Annotated in this window: 20 protein-coding genes and 1 pseudogene; 14 read left to right on the top strand and 7 right to left on the bottom strand. The window is 64.6% G+C overall.

Translation table 11 applies throughout. The features are described 5' to 3' along the window. On the top strand, window positions 1-528 hold a 528-nt coding region (locus ACYVLQ_RS16105), incomplete at its 5' end, for a pyridoxamine 5'-phosphate oxidase family protein (protein ID WP_460698292.1). A 328-nt stretch (window positions 529-856) separates the two neighbouring features. Here the strand turns inward: ACYVLQ_RS16105 and ACYVLQ_RS16100 are convergent. Next, window positions 857-1960 carry a hypothetical protein gene (locus ACYVLQ_RS16100; RefSeq protein WP_460698291.1) on the bottom strand — a complete coding sequence of 368 codons (1104 nt, stop codon included), beginning with the start codon at window positions 1958-1960 and terminating at the stop codon, window positions 857-859. 488 nt (window positions 1961-2448) lie between these two features. Here ACYVLQ_RS16100 and ACYVLQ_RS16095 point away from each other — a divergent pair, with 488 nt between their 5' ends. The 6 genes from ACYVLQ_RS16095 to ACYVLQ_RS16070 all read left to right on the top strand — a co-directional run bounded on the left by ACYVLQ_RS16095 (window position 2449) and on the right by ACYVLQ_RS16070 (window position 8306). Further along, a complete protein-coding gene (locus ACYVLQ_RS16095) occupies window positions 2449-2610 on the top strand; it encodes an undecaprenyl diphosphate synthase family protein (RefSeq protein ID WP_460698290.1) in 162 nt (53 codons plus the stop codon). A 23-nt stretch (window positions 2611-2633) separates the two neighbouring features. Beyond that, window positions 2634-3269, top strand: coding sequence for a terpene synthase family protein (locus ACYVLQ_RS16090; protein WP_460698289.1), 636 nt, complete (start codon window positions 2634-2636; stop codon window positions 3267-3269). Continuing rightward, window positions 3269-3640 (top strand): terpene synthase family protein, encoded by a 372-nt coding sequence (locus tag ACYVLQ_RS16085; RefSeq protein WP_460698288.1) that lies wholly within the window; start codon window positions 3269-3271, stop codon window positions 3638-3640. The genes ACYVLQ_RS16090 and ACYVLQ_RS16085 overlap by 1 nt, the downstream gene beginning before the upstream one ends. 838 nt (window positions 3641-4478) lie before the next feature. Then, on the top strand, window positions 4479-5564 hold the full coding sequence (locus ACYVLQ_RS16080) for a polyprenyl synthetase family protein (protein WP_460698287.1): 1086 nt from the start codon (window positions 4479-4481) through the stop codon (window positions 5562-5564). A gap of 25 nt (window positions 5565-5589) precedes the next feature. Then, a complete protein-coding gene (locus ACYVLQ_RS16075) occupies window positions 5590-6660 on the top strand; it encodes a terpene synthase family protein (RefSeq protein WP_460698286.1) in 1071 nt (356 codons plus the stop codon). 170 nt (window positions 6661-6830) lie between these two features. After that, window positions 6831-8306, top strand: coding sequence for a cytochrome P450 (locus ACYVLQ_RS16070; protein ID WP_460698285.1), 1476 nt, complete (start codon window positions 6831-6833; stop codon window positions 8304-8306). Window positions 8307-8746: 440 nt separating this feature from the next. On the opposite strand, the gene ACYVLQ_RS16065 is transcribed toward ACYVLQ_RS16070, so the two are convergent. Further along, a complete protein-coding gene (locus ACYVLQ_RS16065) occupies window positions 8747-9268 on the bottom strand; it encodes an integrase core domain-containing protein (protein WP_460698284.1) in 522 nt (173 codons plus the stop codon). Window positions 9269-9386: 118 nt separating this feature from the next. Continuing rightward, window positions 9387-9623: pseudogene (locus ACYVLQ_RS16060) on the bottom strand (helix-turn-helix domain-containing protein); the annotation flags it as partial. Window positions 9624-10005: 382 nt separating this feature from the next. Between ACYVLQ_RS16060 and idsB the strand changes: the two are divergent. From idsB to ribA, 5 genes are all read left to right on the top strand, one after another. After that, window positions 10006-11037, top strand: coding sequence for a geranylgeranyl diphosphate synthase IdsB (idsB, locus tag ACYVLQ_RS16055; protein WP_460698283.1), 1032 nt, complete (start codon window positions 10006-10008; stop codon window positions 11035-11037). A 48-nt stretch (window positions 11038-11085) separates the two neighbouring features. Beyond that, window positions 11086-12156, top strand: a complete 1071-nt coding sequence (locus ACYVLQ_RS16050; protein WP_460698282.1) for a terpene synthase family protein — start codon at window positions 11086-11088, stop codon at window positions 12154-12156. Window positions 12157-12216: 60 nt separating this feature from the next. Next, window positions 12217-12381, top strand: coding sequence for a hypothetical protein (locus ACYVLQ_RS16045; RefSeq protein WP_460698281.1), 165 nt, complete (start codon window positions 12217-12219; stop codon window positions 12379-12381). A gap of 88 nt (window positions 12382-12469) precedes the next feature. Beyond that, on the top strand, window positions 12470-13504 hold the full coding sequence (locus tag ACYVLQ_RS16040; RefSeq protein WP_460698280.1) for a terpene synthase family protein: 1035 nt from the start codon (window positions 12470-12472) through the stop codon (window positions 13502-13504). A gap of 190 nt (window positions 13505-13694) precedes the next feature. Next, complete coding sequence (gene ribA, locus ACYVLQ_RS16035) at window positions 13695-14297, top strand: GTP cyclohydrolase II RibA (protein WP_460698279.1); 603 nt, start codon at window positions 13695-13697, stop codon at window positions 14295-14297. On the opposite strand, the gene ACYVLQ_RS16030 is transcribed toward ribA, so the two are convergent. Then, the gene (locus ACYVLQ_RS16030; RefSeq protein WP_460698278.1) at window positions 14294-15004 is read right to left on the bottom strand and encodes a creatininase family protein; all 711 of its coding nucleotides are present in this window, start codon (window positions 15002-15004) and stop codon (window positions 14294-14296) included. The genes ribA and ACYVLQ_RS16030 overlap by 4 nt on opposite strands. A 504-nt stretch (window positions 15005-15508) precedes the next feature. On the opposite strand from ACYVLQ_RS16030, the gene ACYVLQ_RS16025 reads away from it, so the two are divergent. After that, a complete protein-coding gene (locus ACYVLQ_RS16025) occupies window positions 15509-16711 on the top strand; it encodes a helix-turn-helix domain-containing protein (RefSeq protein ID WP_460698277.1) in 1203 nt (400 codons plus the stop codon). Between the two features lie 354 nt (window positions 16712-17065). Further along, the gene (locus ACYVLQ_RS16020; RefSeq protein WP_460698276.1) at window positions 17066-18136 is read left to right on the top strand and encodes a terpene synthase family protein; all 1071 of its coding nucleotides are present in this window, start codon (window positions 17066-17068) and stop codon (window positions 18134-18136) included. Here ACYVLQ_RS16020 and ACYVLQ_RS16015 read toward each other — a convergent pair. From ACYVLQ_RS16015 to ACYVLQ_RS16005, 3 genes are all read right to left on the bottom strand, one after another. Continuing rightward, window positions 18102-18755, bottom strand: coding sequence for a 4'-phosphopantetheinyl transferase family protein (locus tag ACYVLQ_RS16015; RefSeq protein WP_460698275.1), 654 nt, complete (start codon window positions 18753-18755; stop codon window positions 18102-18104). The two genes, ACYVLQ_RS16020 and ACYVLQ_RS16015, sit on opposite strands and share 35 nt — an antisense overlap. Continuing rightward, window positions 18752-19627, bottom strand: coding sequence for an acyl-ACP desaturase (locus tag ACYVLQ_RS16010; RefSeq protein WP_460698274.1), 876 nt, complete (start codon window positions 19625-19627; stop codon window positions 18752-18754). The genes ACYVLQ_RS16015 and ACYVLQ_RS16010 overlap by 4 nt, the downstream gene beginning before the upstream one ends. Next, window positions 19624-20199 (bottom strand): class I SAM-dependent methyltransferase (locus tag ACYVLQ_RS16005; protein WP_460698273.1); only part of this gene is annotated, 576 nt, incomplete at its 5' end. The genes ACYVLQ_RS16005 and ACYVLQ_RS16010, both read right to left, overlap by 4 nt.

Here is a 20199-nt window from a genome sequence, read left to right as displayed (position 1 = left end):
CTCATCAACCAGCACGAAACCACATGCTACCCAAAAACATTACAAAGTGATGCTGGAGTACTAGGAAGGGCTGAGGGGATTATGGCGATCGAGTTCCGCAATCGTGGGCAGGCTCGGCGGACGGTGGTCAGCCTCGGCTCCGCCGAGGCGCTGCGGTTGGTGGCCGGGGTGTCGTTCGGGCGGGTGCTGTTCACCAGTGAGGCGCTGCCCGCGGTGTGCCTGGCGAGTCATCTCCTCGACAGTGACGGCATGGTCGTCGTTCGTGTCGGGCTGATAGTGCCGCCCATCGACATAGTGCGGGACGGTGAACGAGCAGTGGTGGCGTACGAGGTCGACGAGTTCGACCCGGTACGGCATGTCGGCTGGTCGGTCGTCGTGACCGGATTCGCCCGCGTCGTCACCGACATCGAGCAGGTGACGCCCTACCAACTGCAGCTGGAACCCTGGGCAGACGACGCCACCGACACGATCATCGCGATCGAACCGGTCACCGTGAAAGGCATCCGGCTGGTGAGAAACTCGATCTGAATCACACGACGGAACGCACCGATGTTGTGGTGGTTCGGCCCCACCCGATCGGTGCTGGCAACCGACAACTCCCGCTGGCCGAAGAATCTCATGACCGTGCCCCGGCGCGGAGTGGCCGTAGTACTCGTGCCAGGCACGGTAGGACTGGCTGGTGCAGGTGCGGATATGTCACGTATGACGCGCGCGGCCGTATTGGCTTCAGAATAGTTGTGGGACAAGGTATTCCGCTCTTGATGCCCGCGCCTCCGGGGAAGTAATGAGCGCGCGGGGTCGTGGCGGATTCCGCATGCTTGTCGGTAGGGCCGGGCACGATGGGTGGGGCAGTGGTTCACCGGGTCGTCGGGGACTGCTGGACGGAGGGAGTCGTGGTGAGGAACCGGTTCGAAACGTCCTGCGCCAAGTGCGGTACGGAACTTCGGGAAGGCGAGGGTGTGGTGCATACCCGCGGACACCGCCGACCATACCCGGTGTTGTGCGACGGCTGCATGGTGGAGGTTGACGAGTGGGAGAGGGAAGCCGCTGAATCGGAGCGTGATTTCGGCTGAGATTCGCCGTCGATCACATCTTTATTTCCATCGTCGGTGGTTCGATCTCCGAGTGCGTCATCGTCATGGCCGGCCGCTCGACCTCGGTCATCGTGCGTTGGTGTTGAACCAGCTCGAGTTCGTGCTCGGTCTTCCAGGTGACGTAGCCGAGGAAATGCTGAAGGTGTTGTCGCGCAGGCGCTTCCCGTTCCAACTCGGCGATTCGGGTGTGGATGTCGCGCAGTGTGTTGCACGTGTGGCCCCTCGGCAGCACACCCGAGCCCGCGGGAGTCCGACAGCAGATGCATATCCTGGCGCCGCAGCCCCAACGCTTCGCCGATCCGCATCCCCGTACAGCCGAGCAGAGCGATCAGAAACCGGTCGCGGGCCCGCGGTGCCAGGCCGATCAGCACGGCGACCTGCTCGGACGTGAGCCACTCGTAGCCGGGCACAGCGACACGGAACTTGATCAATGGGGCCCGGACGGTGCGAAACTGGCCGTTCTCGCCCGGATCGAACCCATCGGGAAGGAATGCCAGAAACTTCGTTTCGCTCAGGGGCGCAACAACTTCCGGCGCAAACCAACTTTGCAGGCTGCCGAACCGAAGGAACTCGCGCACCGTCGTCACGATCGCGTTCGCCGTGCCCTGCACCCGGAACGACGGCTCCACAGGCAGACGCTTCCCGCGCGGCGGCAACGGCTGCTCCACCAGCCAACGCAGGAAGATACCCAGCTGCCATACCGTCGGCGCGGCCCAGTCCAAACCCGTTGTGATGCAATATGAAAGGTATAGAGCGATCCGGCTGGCGTAGGCACGCTCGGTGCTCGGTGAGCAGTCACGAGCCCGCAGGCCCGCCAGGTACACCGTCGCCTCCACCATCAGGTCGTAGTCGTCGTTGACCACCACCCCACGAAACCGCGCCAGTAGCCGGGGAGATCGCTCGCTCGGCGCGAAATGCTCGCGGCGGAACGGCCACAACAGATGTCACTAACATCCTTCGGATAGATGTGAGGCACGTAAGGATTCCCGTGCTCAACTCACATACCAGAGATCACTTAGCCACCGAAGATAATCACGATCGGCGCGAGGCATCCTGTCGTGCTGAATGCACCGTTCTGGGCCTCATCCAGGCTGCGATCGCCGTGCGAGCATCGCTGAGTGATCACCTGGTCGCGGTTGCTGGTGCGGACATCGGGTCGACGAGCGCGGCATGGCTGACTTAGCCTCGGGAATGACGGTGAACATGGCCGTCGCCTATGACGGCCGCCGCGAGATCATCGACGCATTGAACCGACTGCTCGGACAATGCACCGACGTTGGTGACGGGACCGGCGACTGGGAAGGTCTGATCTCGCAGAACCTATACCGCCGGCCAGCCCGATCCAGATCTGATTGTGCGCACCTCCGGTGAACACCGACTATCGGGATTCATGATTTGGCAGGCAGCTCGCTCAGAATTCTACTTCTGCGATGTTCCCTGGCCCGCATTCACCAAACAGCACTTCGATGATGCCCTGCGGGCCTACGCCGGCCGTGATCGCCGCTACGGCCGCTGATACTTGGCCTGGAGAAGATCACCGTGCTCAAGGACTATGTGCCGCTGTTCCCCGAGATGCGGCTGCCACAGGCGCGTGGACCGTACCATCGCGAGCTGGAAGCCGAGGCACTCCACTGGGCGGCAGAAAAAGGCATGATGCACAGCAATCGCCTGCGTAGAGGAATGCGGGCGATGGCGCTGGGCGAACTCGCGCCCCGCACCCATCCATTCGCATCCTGGGAGAAAGCCCGGATCATTGTGCACTGGCTCGCCTGGTACGGATACATCGACGACCTCTACGACGAGGTCACTATCAGCGAGAACCCTGCGGACTACGAACGGATGCTGGCTGAGACCGAACTCATCCTGGCCTCCGATGCGCCACTGTCGTGCCGGGCATCGAGCGTCGCCGCGAGAGCCACTGCGGAACTCTGGCACGACACCGCCACCGGCATGTCGCAGTTCTGGCGTGTACGCATGGCCATCGACCTCATGGATTGGCTCCGCGTTTATGGACGCGAGTCTCAGCACCGGGCCGAATGTCGCGAGATCGAGCTCGAGCCATACCTGGAGTTCAGGCAGCACTCATCCTCGATCTACTCGGTTCTCAACCTCGTCGAGACGCCGAGGACTTCGAGATTCCATCCGAGCTTGCACCCGGCCCGTAGCGAGAGATGATGAGTGCCAGCGTCGACCTCGTGGCCTGGATCAACGACATCTACTCGATCGAGAAGGAGCTAGCCCTGGGCGACTTCCACAGCGCAGTCCTGATCATCCAACGCAAACACGGGTGCACCCTCCAGCAAGCCGCCGAGGAATTCGCCCCGCGCATCTCCGCGCGAGCCGACCAGTTCACGTCCCTCCGTGGCGATCTCGAACATTTGTTGGAGAACCACCGCGCTGACCCGGCCACGCGCGAAGGCATTCGCCGATGCGTCCTCGGACTCGAACTCTGGGCCACTGGCCACCGCGACTGGACCATGATCGCGCAACGGTACGGCGTCTGCGACCAGAAGCTGGACGCACTCAGCCGCCCCGCACGTCTGTAGAACCGTGGCCGACTGCGGCTGGGACGCGATCTCGTTATACAGGCGTGTTGCTTGGTCCTCGGTCGCGGCAACCCTGCGGGTCATGTCGACCAGAGTCTGTCGTAACGCACGCTGCCTGCCGGCGGCGGCGACGAGCAGAAATGCTTGTGGGGTCTGCTCGTCCGTCGTGTTGCACGAATTCACGACTCCAGACCCGGCCTGGCCGCCACAGCTACCACCGGATATGCGCGGCATGAATACGATCCATGCGCGACAGTGTCTTCTATGCCCGCGGCCGCATCACCAGACTCAATGCATCACCAGTGTGTTTCCCCGCCGTCCGGATTGTTGCGTCGCCTCGGCCTTCGGCCCGGCATGTACGCCGGCTCAAGAGAGTAGTCAAGATGGTCAGCCTGTCAGTGGAGAAGGCCCTCGTCGCTGGCGCTGCGCTAACGATCAGTCCCGCCACAGCAGCAGTGCCCGCTGCACTCAAGCCACGAGGGCTCTGCCCGACAGAGACGGCAACGGCGGAATCGACGGGGACGGCGATGGGGAAGAAGCGGTTGAAAGACCCTCTTCTTACACCCGCGACATCCGGTTCGATGACGTCACGGCCATGGTTGACGCCTGCGCCACTCGCACTTCGAAAAGGAGAACTCAGGGTGCACGCCAGAACGCTGGGCGTCCTTGTCTCCAAACATGTTTCGATCAACTGCGAGATTGTGGACCATTCTCTGTCACGCCAATGGCATAGCGTTGAATCCGATCCGCGATGATCGCCCGGAGGGTGCCACCGAGGGTGCGTTTCAACGTTGCTGAATGCTCGCCGACGTCCAACAGTGCCATCCAGGAGCAGACCATGACAGCGGACGCACTGTCGCCCTCGACCCCGGCCGATGGTGTCGAGCGGCAGGCTCCCTCAGAGTTCACGGCTACCCAGGTACTGGAGCAGGCCCGCGCCGTAGTAGGCCCATCGCTGCGGGACGCCGTCGCAACGTTGCCGCGACCCATGGCGGATCTGGCCAGCTATCACTTCGGCTGGGACACAACCGACGGACGCACCTGCTTCGCCGAGGACGGTAATTGGGGCAAGGGGTTTCGGTCAGCGCTGGTGCTGGCCTGCGCCGAGGCGGTCGGTGGCGACCGTGCTGTAGCGGTCTCGGCGGCGGTGGCCGTGGAACTGGTCCACAATGCCTCGCTCATCCACGACGACATCATCGATGGCGACTCACAACGCCGGTCCCGACCGGCGGTGTGGTCTGCGTTCGGGATCCCAGCGGCGATCCTGGCCGGGGACGCGTTGTTCTTTCTGGCCAACCAGACCCTCAGCCGTGCTGATCCTCCGCTGAGCACCGTGGGGGTGAAGCGGTTGAACCAGGCCGGTCAGCATCTGGTGGCCGGCGAGCGCGCAGACACCGCTCTGGCCGGGCAGGCCACGGTCACACTGGACGATGCCCTGGCGGTGGCCACCGGTAAGACCGGTGCTCTACTTGCTGTGGCCTGCGCGTTGGGGGCATTGGCCGGCGCCGCGGATCCGACAGTGACCGAACGGTTCCATATGATGGGCCACCACCTCGGACTCGCCTATCAACTCGCCGACGACCTGCTGGGGATCTGGGGACACACCGCCTGTACCGGCAAGCCGGAGCGCTCCGATCTGCGGTCCCGTAAGAAATCCCTGCCAGTGGTGGCCGCGCTAGCCGCCGACTGCCCCGCCGGCCACGAACTCGCCGCGCTGTATCAGCGGCCCACTCCTCTGGACGGGCAGGACGTGCACACGGCCGCGGCCCTGATCGAGGAGGCGGGTGGCCGCGATTGGGTATTACGCCAAGCCACCCACCATTTCACTACCGCCCTGACCTTGCTGCACAGCGACCGTTGCGCCCCGGCCGTGCTGGCCAAGCTGACCGCCCTGGCTCAGTTCATCACTCACCGCGACCACTGACCCGAATCCCTGGACCGGAGATGCCATGACCACGACCCCAACCGGCGATCCCACCAGCGTGTTCACCACGCTGCTGTCGTTCTACTGTCCCACTGTCCTTGTCGAGGAAGCCGGCCCCGACGCGGACCGGGTGCGCGAACGTACCCTGGCCTGGGCCAGGCGCTTCGACCTCGGCGACGGCGACACCCAGCACACCACCATGGTGGCGCTGACCGGCGCCGCGTCGGTCGCGCATCTGTTCCCACATGCAACCGGTGCCCTCGCGCAGGCCCTCGCCGACTACAACGCATGGGCCTGGGTCGCCAACACCGTCCTCGAATCGACCGAGCCACTTCGTGACATCCTCGCCTGCCTGGGCCGGTGGGAACGCATCATCCGCTCACCCGGCTCCTACCCCGAGGCCACCGCCACGGCAGACCTCGCCCTGGCCGACGTATTTGGTCGCCTGCGGACCCTGCTGACCCCGGTCCAGTGGCAGCGGTTCACCGTAGGCCAGGGGACATGGCTCTACCACATGGCGTGGGAGGCCAGCCTCCGCGAACGCAACATCCCGTTGACGGTCAACGACTACCTCGCCATGCGAGGCGCTGCCGCTGGAGTGTATTCCTGCGCCTCCTACCTCGATGCGGTCGAGGGCATCGAACTCGACGAACAGCGGTGGGCCCACCCCACCGTGCGCGCGGCCGCCGAATCCAGCATGTTCGCCGCCGCTCTGGACAACGACCGCTACTCCTACCACCGTGAACGTGACCTTCCCGTCCACAAAACAAACCTGATCGACGCGGTCCGCCACGACCATCCCGACTACACCCTCGCCCAGGCCACCACCGAAGCGGTCGCGATCCGCGACCGCATGCTGACCTGCTACCTGCGGCTCCGCGAGCATCTGCTCCCCGCTGCCGACCACGCGCTGACCTGCTACCTCACCGGTCTCGACCGCGTGGTCAGCGGAAACCTCACCTTCGGCGCCACCGCCACCCGCTACCTGCTCGCCGAGAGCCCCTACACCATCACACGCACACACACCCCCAGCGACACTACCCCCACACCCCTGCCCTACCCCACCATCGCCTGGTGGTGGGACCAACTCCCATGAACCACCGCGCTTGGTCGGGACTGGCCGCGAGGATTGGCAAGGTAAGCCTTACCGCGGCGATCGGAGAATACGGCCAGGACGGGACAACACCTCCTTCTCACGCCAAGCCTGTGGCCGGTTTTACAGACGTTGTGGACTCGTGCCGGTTGGGCCCAAGAGGGAGACGAGTAATGCGCAAGCTGTTGAATGGTCGCCGGATAGTAGAGGCGATTCGGCGAATATTGGGAACTCGGCCGGCGGTAACTGGCGGAGCGCGGGGCATCGACAGGCGGGGCACGACCGTGCCGATCACGGTGGCACCGCATCGGTTGCCGGTCCTGGGCCATCTGGTGCCCCTGCTGCGCGACCCTTTTCGCTTCATGGAGTCTCTGCCCGCACACGGTAATCTGGTCGGTATCGGCCTCGGGCCGTTCACCGCAGTGGTGGTCTGCGATCCCGACCTCACCCAGCAGGTGCTGCGCGACGACCGCGTCTTCGACAAAGGCGGACCACTATACGACAGCGGCAGGAAGATCACCGGCGAAGGCCTGGCGACCTGCCCACATGCGAAGCACCGGCGCCAGCGACGCCTGCTACAACCAGCGTTCCGCCCAGACCGTGTCACAAGGTATGCGCCGGTGATGACCCAGAAGATCACCGAGATGGTTGACTCCTGGCACGACGGCCAGATCATCGACGTCAAAACACAACTCCGCACTTTCGCCGGCAGGGTGATCGCCGCAACATTGTTCCACCACGCGATCTTGGAGTCGGCCCAGAACCGGCTGCACCACGACGCCGAGATCATCCTTGCAGGTGTAATTCGGCAGGCGCTGATGCCGCAGTGGCTGCGACGATGGCCGATCCTGGGCAACCGCGCCTGCGCGCAGGCGGCCACCGAAGTGCGCGCCATACTCGCCGAACTCGTCTCCGCCCACCGTGCCGAGGGTACCGATCACGGTGATCTGTTCGCGGCGATGCTCACCACCCGTGACAACGACGGCGGGCAGTTGAGCGACACCGAAGTCATCGAGCATGTCCTCACGTTCTTCTTCGCCGGCACCGATACCGCCGCCACGGCGTTGGCGTGGGCGTTGATACTGCTCGACCAGCATCCCGAGATCGCCGCTCGGCTGCACGCCGAGGTGGACACAGTCCTGGCCGGGCGCTCTGCCCGTTACGAGGACCTGCCCAACCTGCCGTTCACCCGCCAGGTCCTAACCGAAGCCCTGCGCATACGCCCACCGCTCTGGGTGGCCACGCGTACGGTAACCGAAGACACCCAACTCGGCGTGCACCGGCTGCCTGCAGGCACCACCGTGATCTACAGCTCGCATCTGATCCACCACCGGCCCGATCTGTATCCCGACCCCGACCGGTTCGACCCTGACCGGTTCGATCCCGGCCTCACCACGCCACCCCCACGCCACACGATCGTGCCGTTCGCCACCGGTGCCCGCAAATGTATCGGCGACAGCTTCGCCACGACCGAGGCCAGTCTGGCCCTGGCAACGATCACCGCGCGCTGGCGGCTGCAGACCCTCCCCGGCATCGACACCAGGCCCGTCCTCGCCGTAGTAGCGCAACCTCGGCAACTGTGGATGTACGTAACCGCACGTACTGCACCAATGACCGCCCAATCTGAACGATCCACCAAGTTGGTCTGAGACCTGACCGACCAGCGACGGAATGTTGGCAGCTTTCGGCGGTGGCACCAGTTCTTCTCACCCCGGCCAGCGCAGACGCGACCGCGTCCCGCACCGCGTGGTCGGCCGAGCGAGACACATAGTCGGGTAACGCGTTGCCGGTCAAGATCGTCGGAGCGGCCCGATCGATACCGATCCGTCCCCGGATCCACCCGCGTGACCGCCACAACCGGAACCCTGACCCGCCGTCCCAGGCATCACCGGGGCCGCGAGTCCGTGGCGGCAGGCGTCGCTGATCAGCTCGTCGAACACCTGGACCGCACAGGCGAGAACCACCAGCAGCAGTTCTGCCAGCAAGGCCCAAACCCCCGCCGCGACCAGGTCAAGGTCCAGGTCTGCGGCGGAGCTGCGTTCCCGGCCGCGGTGCTGACGTTGATGTGTGCCGCTGCTGGAGATCGGCTTCACTCGGGCGCTGTGGTTTGTGTCTTCTGCCGGAGTCTCTCATAGGGCGTCTGTCCGTCCAACCCGCCGTGTGGTCGGTCGAAGTTGTAATAGTCTTGCCACTCTTTGAGTTTCGCGTTGAAGATGTTCACATCGTCGAGAACGACGCCGTCGAGGAGCCGGTAGAACTCTTCGGCGTCGATGCGGTGCGAGCGCTCGACCTTCCCGTTCAACCGGGGTGTGCAGGGCTTGATGTAGACGTGGCCGATGCCCTTGTCCAGCACGTGCCGGTGGAACTGCGTGCCGAATTCTGTGCCGTTGTCGGTTTGGATCTTCTCGACGGCGAACGGCAGCTGGGACAGCACGTAGTCGAGGAACTGGATCGCGGTCTTCTGGTTGAGCTTCGGGTAGATCTTCAGCACCGGCAGGCGGGTGCAGTCGTCGATCGCCGTGAACTGGTAGAACTTGCCTCGCCGTCCCGACGGCTTGAGGGGGCACGCCCGTATTGCCGGCCTTTGGGAGCGGTTCGACGAACTTCCCATCGATCTGCACCTGATGGCCTGGCCGCTGTTTCTCGTAGCGTTTCCATCGTCGGTCGAGCCGCTGATACCGCTGCGATGCGGGCAGGCGGCCCATGTCGAGGCGGTGCAGGATCCGCCAGACGGTCGCGACGCTGATGGTGACGTCGTGGTAGCGCTGCAAGTACCTAGCGATCTTGCCCGGCCCGAAGTGGTAATTACGACGCAGGTGGACGATCTTGTCCACCACCTCGGCGCGGGTTGCGTTCGGGCTGGTCTGCGGTCGCCGCGAACGGTCCCGCAGCCCGTCCACACCCTCGGTCTCGTAGCGCCGTAGCCACTTGTAGTACGTCGGACGGCTGGTGCCGTAGTCAATCAAACTCCTGCAGTTTTATACATCAGTCTTGAACACCCGATGATCGGCTCCGCCACCGCGTTGTCGTAGGCATTGCCCACGGAGCCGGTCGACGCCGAAAGCCCTTACAGAGCAAGAGATTCGGTGAACTTCATCAACGTGTACTTGGCCCGGAGATGTCCCGGACGCAACGACGGATTCGACGGCATACCGAGCGTAAGCGCGTGGATATGCGGTGATCGCATAGCGGTGATGCGTGGAGCTGTGTTCCACACTGACCGGAACCGGCCGACGCTGGAGTAGATATCCAGTTTCACCGATCCGGCTGCAGACCGGACCCGCCGACCGTGCGGTGCCGGCTGCCCGGACCGGTGGTGAAGTAGGACTCGAGAACGGTGCGGGCGTCATGACAAGTACAGCAACCACATTCGATACTTCCCCCGCCGTCACGCTGCTCGAGCAGGCTCGACAGCTGTGTGGGCCGAGGCTTCGGGATGTCATCGGCGACTTGCCGGAGCCGCTGGATCGGATGGCTGCCTATCATTTCGGCTGGAGCGACCCGGCCGGTCGGCCGACGGGCGCGGGGTGGGGTAAAGGTCTGCGTGCGGGGTTGGCGTTCGCCACGGCGACCGCCTGCGGAGCCGAGCGTGGGGTGGCGGTGCCGGCTGCGGTCGCGGTCGAGCTGCTGCACAACTTCACGCTGGTTCACGATGACGTCATGGACGCCGACCGGCTGCGGCGCGGCCGGGCCACGGTGTGGAGTGTGTGGGGAGTTCCGGACGCCATCTGTCTCGGCGATGCGTTGCATGCTGCGGCGATTCGGGTGCTGGTCGACGAGTTACCCGCTGCCGTGGCCGTGGCGGCTGTTGCCCGGATGGAATCCGCTGCGGCGCAATTGTGCCGGGGGCAGAGCCAGGACTGCTCATTCGAATCCCGTACCACCGTCAGGGTCGACGAGTATCTGTCCATGGCCGCAGGTAAGACTGCCTCGCTGATGGGATGCGCCTGTGCGCTCGGTGCACTGTGTGCCGGTGCGGACGCCACGACCATCACAGCCCTGGACGCATTCGGTCGCGAACTCGGAGTGGCGTTCCAGATCACCGACGACCTACTCGGTATCTGGGGAGATCCCGCCGTGACCGGAAAACCGTCCGGTAACGACCTCATGCGCCGCAAACGATCGTTCCCGGTCGTCGCCGCGCTCGAGTCGGACACTCCGGCCGCCGCCGAACTCACCCGCCTGTATCTGTCGGAGACACCGATCACACCGGATCAGGTGGCCCGTGCCGCAGCACTGACCGAGGCCGCCGGAGGCAGGCAACTCGCCCAGCACTGCGCCGATCAGCGGGTCACCGCCGCGCTGGCAGCGCTGGTCGACCACACACATACCGAGGACCTCGTTGCCCTGGCGCACCTCATCACACGCAGACACCTGTGAAACGCAGCAGCGCCCAGCCCAACGAAGGCTCCGGCCGGAAAGGGTTGCATGACCAACAGCAACGACGAACTCCGCACCGGATACCGACCCGAGCATCGCGTGCCCGCTGCCCTGCGGGTCCCTGTTGTCGAAGACCAGTTCGTCCGGCAGTGGCATCGGTATCGGTGGGCCCTTCGCCGTACCACGATGCGTTGGATGTCCGATCAGGGGCTGTTGCCGGACACGGTCGCCGATACGTACACCGACGATCTGCTGTGCTACACGGATCTGATATCCGGCTACTACGTCGGCGAATCCGAATCCGTGGTGCAAGCGATCGCCGACTTCTCCGTGTGGTTCTTCCTGTGGGACGACCGCCACAGCCTCTTCGCCCGGCGCCGTGCCGATCAGCAGTGGTGGGAACTCAGCACCACTCTCCGGCAAGCACTGCACCGGCCGCCGCACTACCGGCACCATCCCGACCCGCTCGTCGCGGCATTCGCCGATTCAGCAGGCCGATTCTTCGGCCACCTCGAACCGGCGTGGGACGACAGATTCACCGAACATATGAACGGCATCTTCGACGCCTACGACCGCGAATACCGCAACCTTACGAACAACTCGATCCCGACCGTGGCAGAGTATCTGCAGCTGCGACGATGGACGTTCGGGCATGACGTCTGGATCGATCTGCTGGAGCTGACGGCCGGGCACACACTGCCACCGTCCATCCGGATGCACGATGTGTACCGGATTGCGGCGCACTCCAGCCAGGAATTCGCCTCCACCTACAACGATCTGTGCTCGCTGTCCAAGGAGGTCAGCGTCGGCGACATCCACAATCTCGGTATATCGCTGATGCACCATCAGGGGCTCGATACCCGTCGAGCCACAGCGGCCGTCCGCGACCACGCCGACAACTGCGTCCGCCGTTTCCTGGACGCCGAGAGCCGGATTCCGTCGCTGTGGCGCACCGCGGGCTCGTCCGGCGAGGCCGTACGGTCGTGCGTGTTCAATATGCGGAACTGGATTTCCTCGACCTACTGGTTCCACCACGAATCGGGCCGTTACCGGACACAGGAATGGCCGGACCCAGCCTGGCCGCCCTATATCGACACCGGCACCGGAGGCATCCCGTGAACCGCCACGCACCGCTGCTGGCCCCTCGACGCCACACCCGTTCTGAGACATGGCTCGAGGATGGTCCGCGATCCGCTCGGCTTCCCGAGCAGTCTGCGCGACGACGCCGACGTGGTGACGATCCACCGCGGCCCGAAACGGTTGTACACGCTGTGCCCGCCAGAGTTGGTGGGCGAGTTGCTGATTCGTCACGGGCATGCGGTCGAGGTCGGTGGCCGACTGTGAGGCCCCTCCGAGTGTTGCTGGGCGACGGTGTGACCACCGGCAACGGCATCGAGCACCAGTGGCAACGCCGCATCACCCCGCGCGGCCGATGACCAACACATCCGAGCACAACGCGAGCGAGAGCTTGGCATGCCCGATCATGGCCAGGCGCGCGGCCCCGGTCGCCACCCACCGCGCCCAAGCCGAAGCCATCGAATGGAGCAGGAGAATCGGGCTCACCGGATCGCCGCGGGCCATCGAATGGGTAGCCGCGTGGAACGTCGCCGAATTCGCAGCGCACGTCTACCCCGAGGCCACCGACCTGTCCCTGGCGGCAGAATGGATCCTCTGGATGGACGTCGTCGACGACACCGTGGAATCGATGACGGCAGACCAGATCACGCACACGCTGGCGCCACTGACGCGCATCCTCGACAGCGACGCCCCCGAAGCGGATGCCTCCGCTGCGCCACTCACGCAGGCGTTCGGTGATCTCTGGCGGCGAACCAGAACCGGGATGTCACCCACTTGGCGACAGCGAGTGGCGACGACATGGGTTCGCTGCGCGAACAGCATGCAATGGGAGGCGGCCAACCGCGCGGCAGGGAGGCCACCGCTGCTCGACGACTACCTGGCCAACCGCGCCACCGCCGGCGCCACCTACGTAGCCCTGCTGCTCACCGAAGGACTGAGCGATTACGAACTGCCCGGCCCGCTGCACCGCTGCGGGCCGCTGTCCACGCTGCGCATCCTGGCCGCAGACCACATCTGCTGGGTGAACGACCTCTTTTCCCTCGACCGTGAGACCCGGCGCGGTGACGTGCACAACCTGGTTCTCGTCCTCGAACGCACCTACCGGTGTGATCGGCATACTGCGGTGACCGAGTCGATCCGGATGGCCAACGAACGCATGGCGACCATTGTGGCGCTCACTGAATCCGTCCCCGCGTACTCCGACGACTGTGCGCTCTCACCACAGCAGCGCCGCCTACTGTCGCGTGCCGTGGACGATCTGCTGCAGTGGACCGCCGGCAGCATGGCGTTCCACCGGATCTCCACCAGACACCTCGACCACCACACCGGCCGAGACAACCCATTTCATGTCACCGGACCGGCAGGAGCCATCCACACTCAGGACTTGTGACAAGCGCCCCGGACCTTACCGATTCCGTCGGTGACCTTCGTGCGCACCCGTCGAACGGTGCAGCTGACACATCTGCGGCCACGGCGACGCGCACCGCGTGTCACCGATTCTGTTATGTCAGTCGTCTATCTTCGCCTTGTGGAATGCCCCCGACCGCCTTTCGTTTTCCGATAGCGCCCGGCTGCCAATCATGGCCCCGCAGTGGTCGGCGCCCACCAGTCTTCCCCCGGCCGCAGTGCGCGCCCGGGTTTCGGTGGAGCTCGCCCGCACCGTGCGGTGCGCCGCGGAGCTGGTCACCTTCGACCGTCTCATCGACGACCGCGAACACCTCGCGCTGGTGCTACCGCCGCCAGGCCCCTCGACCGGCCCTCCGCTGGTGCGGGTGCACAGCGAGTGCCTGACAGGGGACGTTTTCGGGTGCGACCGCTGCGACTGCGGTCCGCAGTTGGACCACGCGCTGGCGCTGATCGCCGCACGTGGTGGTGCGGTGTTGTATCTGCGGCAGGAAGGCCGCGGCATCGGCCTGTACAACAAGCTCGACGCCTACGTCCTCCAGAATCGCGGCTACGACACCTATCAGGCCAATCTGCTGCTGGGGCGGGGTGCGGACGAACGCAACTATGGGGTTGCGGCCCAGATGCTGCTCGCGCTCGGGATGCCCCGCATCGAGCTGCTCACCAGTAATCCCGACAAAGTGCGCCAGCTGCGGGCAGGTGGAATCGATGTCACCGCAGTGATCGCCGGCACTCCCGGGACTGGTGCGCTCGGTGACCCTCCCGACCGTGTGGTCTAGCCGGCCAGGGCTTTGAGATGGTCGGCGAAGGAGGCGGTGAGGCTGTCGAGCGCGGCTTTGCCCTTGGCGGCGGTGGCGAGCGAGGGGCGGCCGATGATCCCGTTGGTGGTGTACCCGGCCATTCCGGTGATCAGCAGGTGCGGGCGGTCGTCGGCGGCGTGGTCGGCGAGTGTATATGTGTCGCCGACGAGTTCCGGGCGTGCGTGCAGCAGGATCGATGTTTCCAGTTCACCCCCGTGCATGTCGTCGTGACCGCTGGTTGCCATGCCCGCGTGCGTGCGGGCGGTGTTCCAGTCCTCCTTGGCGGGAAACAAGGCCATGGTGTGACCGGCCACGTTGTGCTCGCACACCACGTTCGCGAGCACGTGATTACCGCCGTGCCCGTTGACGATGACCACCGTGTCGACGCCTGACCGGGACAGCGATTCGACGATGTCGCCGACGCATACCGCCAGCGTGGTCGCCCTGATCGAGACCGTGCCCGCGAAGGCTGCATGCTCGTGCGAGCACGCGATCGTCACCGGCGGCAGCAGAAACAGCTCGTAGCAGGCCGCGATCCGCTCGGCGATCAGGCACGCGATCGCCGTATCGGTGATCAGCGGCAGATGATCACCGTGCTGTTCGAAACTCCCCACCGGCAGCACCGCCGTGCGCGCCCGGCGCACGATCGCATCGGCCGAAGTTGCGGTGGTGAACCAGGAATACAATTCAACTACTCCTCGCCATCCAACCAATAGTCACCGCAGCTACGCGCCGATGCGGGCGATGCGGGCGATGATCGCCTATCGCATCGTAACCACCGGAACCTCCAACGTGCTGAATTATGCGACAGGCGAATATCTTTCATGCACCACCGACGTACCGATGCCTCGACGTGCAGATTTCGCATACGATTGAGCCCTCAACAGAGTTAGATGCACGATTGAGAGTTCAACAGTGCGTCAACGGCTCGTTCGAATCTCGCTGCGTGGGCACACAGCCGACACAGCTGATTCGGCGAACAGGAGCCAACCCAGGGCATCTTGCGTCATCTGTTGCCCGGCACGCTGTTTCGCGCTCGGATCGGGGACACCGTGAACGTCGGGATCCGTATCTGCACTCGGTGCGGCACCAGACTCGCCCGAGACAACAACAGACCGGTCTGCGCCGCCTGCGGGCGGGCATATGATCGTCCCCCGCAACTGACACCCGCGGACTGGCGCACCGACGACATGCGTAACGCCTTGCGCAGCAAGGACATCGGTACCGTAATCCGCAATTGGCGACATCACCCCGCCCACGGCGCACACCCCGTCCCCCAAACCGAACTCGCCGGTTGGCTCAACATCACCCAAGGCCAACTCAGCCGAATCGAGAACGGCCGCAACAGGGTTCGCGACCTCGACAAACTCACCCACTACGCACGCACCCTCGGAGTACCCGCCGAACTGCTCTGGTTCGAAATCGACGACCCCGAACCACCACCGGTCCCCACAACCGACCCGCTGCGGCTACGCAGCGGCACCGTCACCGCCGCCACCCACGCGGCGGAACCGGCACTCACCGACTCCCTGCTGACGACCCTCGACGAATACGTACTCACCGACAACCTGACCGGCCCCCACGCCCTCCTGCCGATCGTCACCGGACAGGTCCAGTTCGTCGAAGACCTCGAACACGGCAGCCGCGGCCACACCCGCAACCGCCTCCATGCCGTCCACGCACGCTACGCGGAATTCCTCGGCTGGCTCCACCAAGACGCCGGCAACCTCCCCGCCGCCATCGAATGGACCACCCGCGCCGAGACCATCGCCCGCGAAGCCCGAGACGGCCGACTGCTGTCCTACATCCAGATGCGGCTGTCCAACCTCGCCGCCGACACCCGAAACCCGCAGGCCACCATCGACCTGGCCCAGGCAGCACTCCGCCCCCGCACAGCACTCACACCACGGCTACGCGCCATCGCGCTACGGCAACTCGCGCACGGCCTGGCCCAACTCGGCAGAGCCGACGACTGCGCACGAGCCCTCGACCTCGCATGGAACAACGCCACCCACCCCGACGCAACCGCGGACGACCTCGCCGGCTATTGCACGCCCGAATACATCGCAATGGAGGCCGCGCATTGCCTCGTCGAACTCGGCCGCCCAGAACAAGCCGTCACCACACTCGAACCGCGACTCCCCCGCTGGCAACCCGGAAACCGCCGCGACCTCGGCCGCAGCCTCGCTATCCTCGCCGTCGCCTTCGCCCGCACCCAACAACCCGACCAAGCCCTCAAGGTCGCCGAACACGCCCTCGCCATCACCGCCGACACCCACTCCAACCGCACCGAACAACAGCTATATCGGGTAGTCCGCGAACTGCACAACATTCACTCCCCCGATCATGCCGCCGAACTACGCATCGCACTGCACAAAACACTGCGCGGATAGCCAGCCGCTCTACACCTCGCCCGGCGGATGCCGGGCAATCCGGCCAAGGATAACCGCCTCCGATCCCTCGGCATTACCGAATCCGGCACCGCCACAGCGTAAGCCAGCACATTCCCCGTAAAGCAGCATCGAATCATACAGACGCCGAGGAAATAGTCCCGGGCCAGTACGCTGAGCCATTCCACGAACTTCCGCAGGCCAATCCAACTTCCCGGACCCATGCGCAAACCGCATAGAGATCATGCCTGGCGTGCAGCATGGTTTCGGAGAGTCGGCAGCCATAGTCAACACCTGCAACGCGTTGGAGCCACTCGGCCGACCACAGCAGACAAGCTCGAACGAAGGAACCGCGGTATGCCCGATCTCAGCCAGCGTATGCTGGCGCTTCCATTTCCCCTGCACGTCAACCCTTTGGCCGGAATAGTACAGAACCGGCTCGAACATTGGGCGAGCGAATTCGCTCTCACCAGTACGCAGGCAGCCGGATCTCGTTTCGCGGCAGCGCAATTCGGAATCTACGCCGGCTATATGCAGCCGGAGGCTCCCCAGGAGAAGCTGCTCACGTACGCAAAGTTTGTGGCGTGGCTGTTCCTTGTCAATGATCAGCATGGTGAAAACGTCTATCCCACACCCTCCGCATGGCGACGAGCTGTGGAACCGTTGCTGCCGATCTTCCGGACCGACCGCGCAAGCCCGGACGTTTCGGATGCGCCGGCGGCTCGTGCCCTCGCCGATATCGTCGGCATCGTCTATCCGTGCATGTCCGACTGTTGGGCGGAGCGATTCGCTGAGCATTGTGACCAACTGTTCGCCGCGATCGACCCGGAAAGCCGGCATCGACAGCAGCAGCGCATCCCTCCCCTCGATACCTACCTGCCGAACCGCCGCATCGGAAGTGCAGGGCTCCCCCTGATCGACCTCTTCGAGTTCTGCGCCGGGGGAGAGTTGCCGCCGGACGTGTACGGCCACACTCGCTACCGCGAGCTGGCGGACGCCACGACCGACGTCATGGCCTGGACGAACGACATCTTGTCGCTGGAAAAGGAGCTTGCCGCAGGGGAGGTCGACAACCTCGTCGTCGTATTCCAGCATGCGCACCGGTTGTCCCGCCAGGGCGCGATCCGTCTGGTCGAAGACCGCGTGCTCCAGCGGGTCGAGGACTTTCGCCGGGCCGATCGGGCCCTGCTCCGAGATATGAAGGCCATGCGCCTGTCGGAAGCGTCACGAAACACCCTCGACTTCTGTCGCCGGTCCATGCAGCATTGGATGATCGGCAACGTGGTGTGGGGGCAGCACAACCCACGGTATTCACAACCCCTGGCGACTGATTCCGATACCGCTGCGGTGGAAGACCTGCTGCGCGCCGACAACGGCCCGCATCCTGCCCTGGCTACGTCAGCAGAGCGATCACGTCGTCGCCGGTGACCATCGTCAGGCTCGGTCGCGGGATCGAGTTTACCGCCGTCGCCACAACCGCCCCCGTAGCAGTCGGATGATCGATCCATACCTGCCGCGAGCATCCAGGACTCTCGACGACCGCCCGCCGCGCTTCGTGGTCGAGGGCCACTCGGTAGTCGCGCATTCCGAACGGTCCGGTTCTGCATGCCTTCATTGCCGATTCCTTGCAGGCCCACAGCATCGTGGCCAGGAGTGGGTCTCGAATCCTGGTGCGTGAGGCTGTGATTCGCGGGGTCAACTCGGTGGTACGCCGATCGATGTGTTCGACATCGATCCCCACGGCTGTGGTCCCGTCGGTCGTCGCGCAGGCCGTGAGATCGGCGCTGTGCGACAGGGACAAAGCGATTTCGGGGCGCGCCTGTTGCGGGATGATCGGTGCCCCGAACGCATCGGCTAGAAGTCCCTCATCTCCGGGGCGATAGCCGAACGCCAGTAGCAGGGCAGCATGAGCGGTCAGACGACCCGCCGTCCACTCTTGCCGCCGCCAAGGTGGCAACGCCTGTGCCACAGCCCTTTCGGACACACGCAGCAGCCCGCACGGTGCTGAGGTGCCGTGCCAGTCGGCGAGCACGACTACCGTCGTCATGGCAAGCGCCGCACCGCTGACACGAAGTCGATCAGGTCGGCGGTATCCATCTCGCCCGGTGTGTAGGTCTGCTCCCGGACGAGCCGGAGTAGTGCTTCGTAGGCTTCGGTGTGGTCGTAGCCCACCGAATCCGATACCCGCAACGACCATCTCCAGTAGTCGGTCAGCGTATCGGCCAAGGGCATCTTGAAGCTGTGCAATACGTCCTTCAGGTGTGGCACCGCCCGTACCTTGTTGTCGCGCAGGTATGTTGCGACCAGCCGGTGGTACAGGGAGTAATGCCGGGCTTCGTCGCGGCCGAGGCGCCGCAGTAGATCGCGCAGTACCGGTTCGTTCGCAGCGGCGTGAAAGCGGTGATAGAACAGCTGAGTAGCTTTCTCCTGCAGCAGAGTGTAGGTGAACGCCTGGAGCGGATGCTCGTAGGGCAGATCGAAATGTTTCACACCTTCGGTGGCGAGCTCCCGCAGCAGATCGTCGGTTTCCGACATACCCGACACGGTTTGGTAGCGTGTCAGAGCCGACGCGTGGCGTTCTTCGTCGTACGCCCAGGCGATGAAGAACCGGAAGTACTCACGGTTGACACCGAATTCCTCGGCGTCGATCCCCGAGCGGCCATCGATCGGGAAAGCGTCCAGAAGCCAGGTCAGATATCCGGGGATGTGGTCTTCGATGAAGGTGATGAACCGGACGACGGATCGGTCGCTGTCGGTCAACAGGTCGGGGCGCACCCTCGACCATTGCACGTCCTCGAGGCTCCATCCGTGACTGGCCCCCAGTTGGACCGCGGGCTCCACGGCTGCGCGTATATCGTTGAGCGACAACGACGGAAGATCGGGTAGCGGCTCGTTGACGATTGCCGAATCCTGCGTCATCGAACCAGCTCCGTCTCCCCGGCACGGGACCGAACCGCTGTCAGGGCATAGTGTTTCGTGGTAAATCCCCATCCTGAGTTGGTCGTGGTGAAGTAGCGCTGCAGGTCATCGGCCAAGCCCGGGGCGCGCGCATCGATAGCGTCGCGGTGTGCTGCGGCCCGCGACGCCCACTCGTCTATCGTGCGCCGGTAATGCGCTGTCAGATCGAGAATGGTGCTCATGCTGAGGCCGACGTCTTCGACGGCGGCGATCAGCGTCGACAGCGGGCGCAGCACACCATATCCGAAGATGGTTTCGGTGACGTGTCTGCTACCCGGCCTGTTCGCGTACTCGTCGAACACCGCCACGTCGCGATAACAGCTGGCCGACAGGTACATTCGCCCTCCGCGTACCAGATGCCTCGCTACTGTCACGAGGACCGTTGCGGCGTCGGGCATGTGTTCGATGACACCGACCAGAGCGACGGCATCGAATCGCCGACTGCCGAAATCGATGTCGTAGATCGATGCGGTTTCGATGTGGATGCGGTCGGTGACCCCGGCGGCGGCAGCGCGGGCGCGCAGGTAGTCCGA

This window comes from Nocardia thraciensis, assembly GCF_054782435.1.
This window is presented reverse-complemented; position numbering and strand designations above follow the sequence as displayed.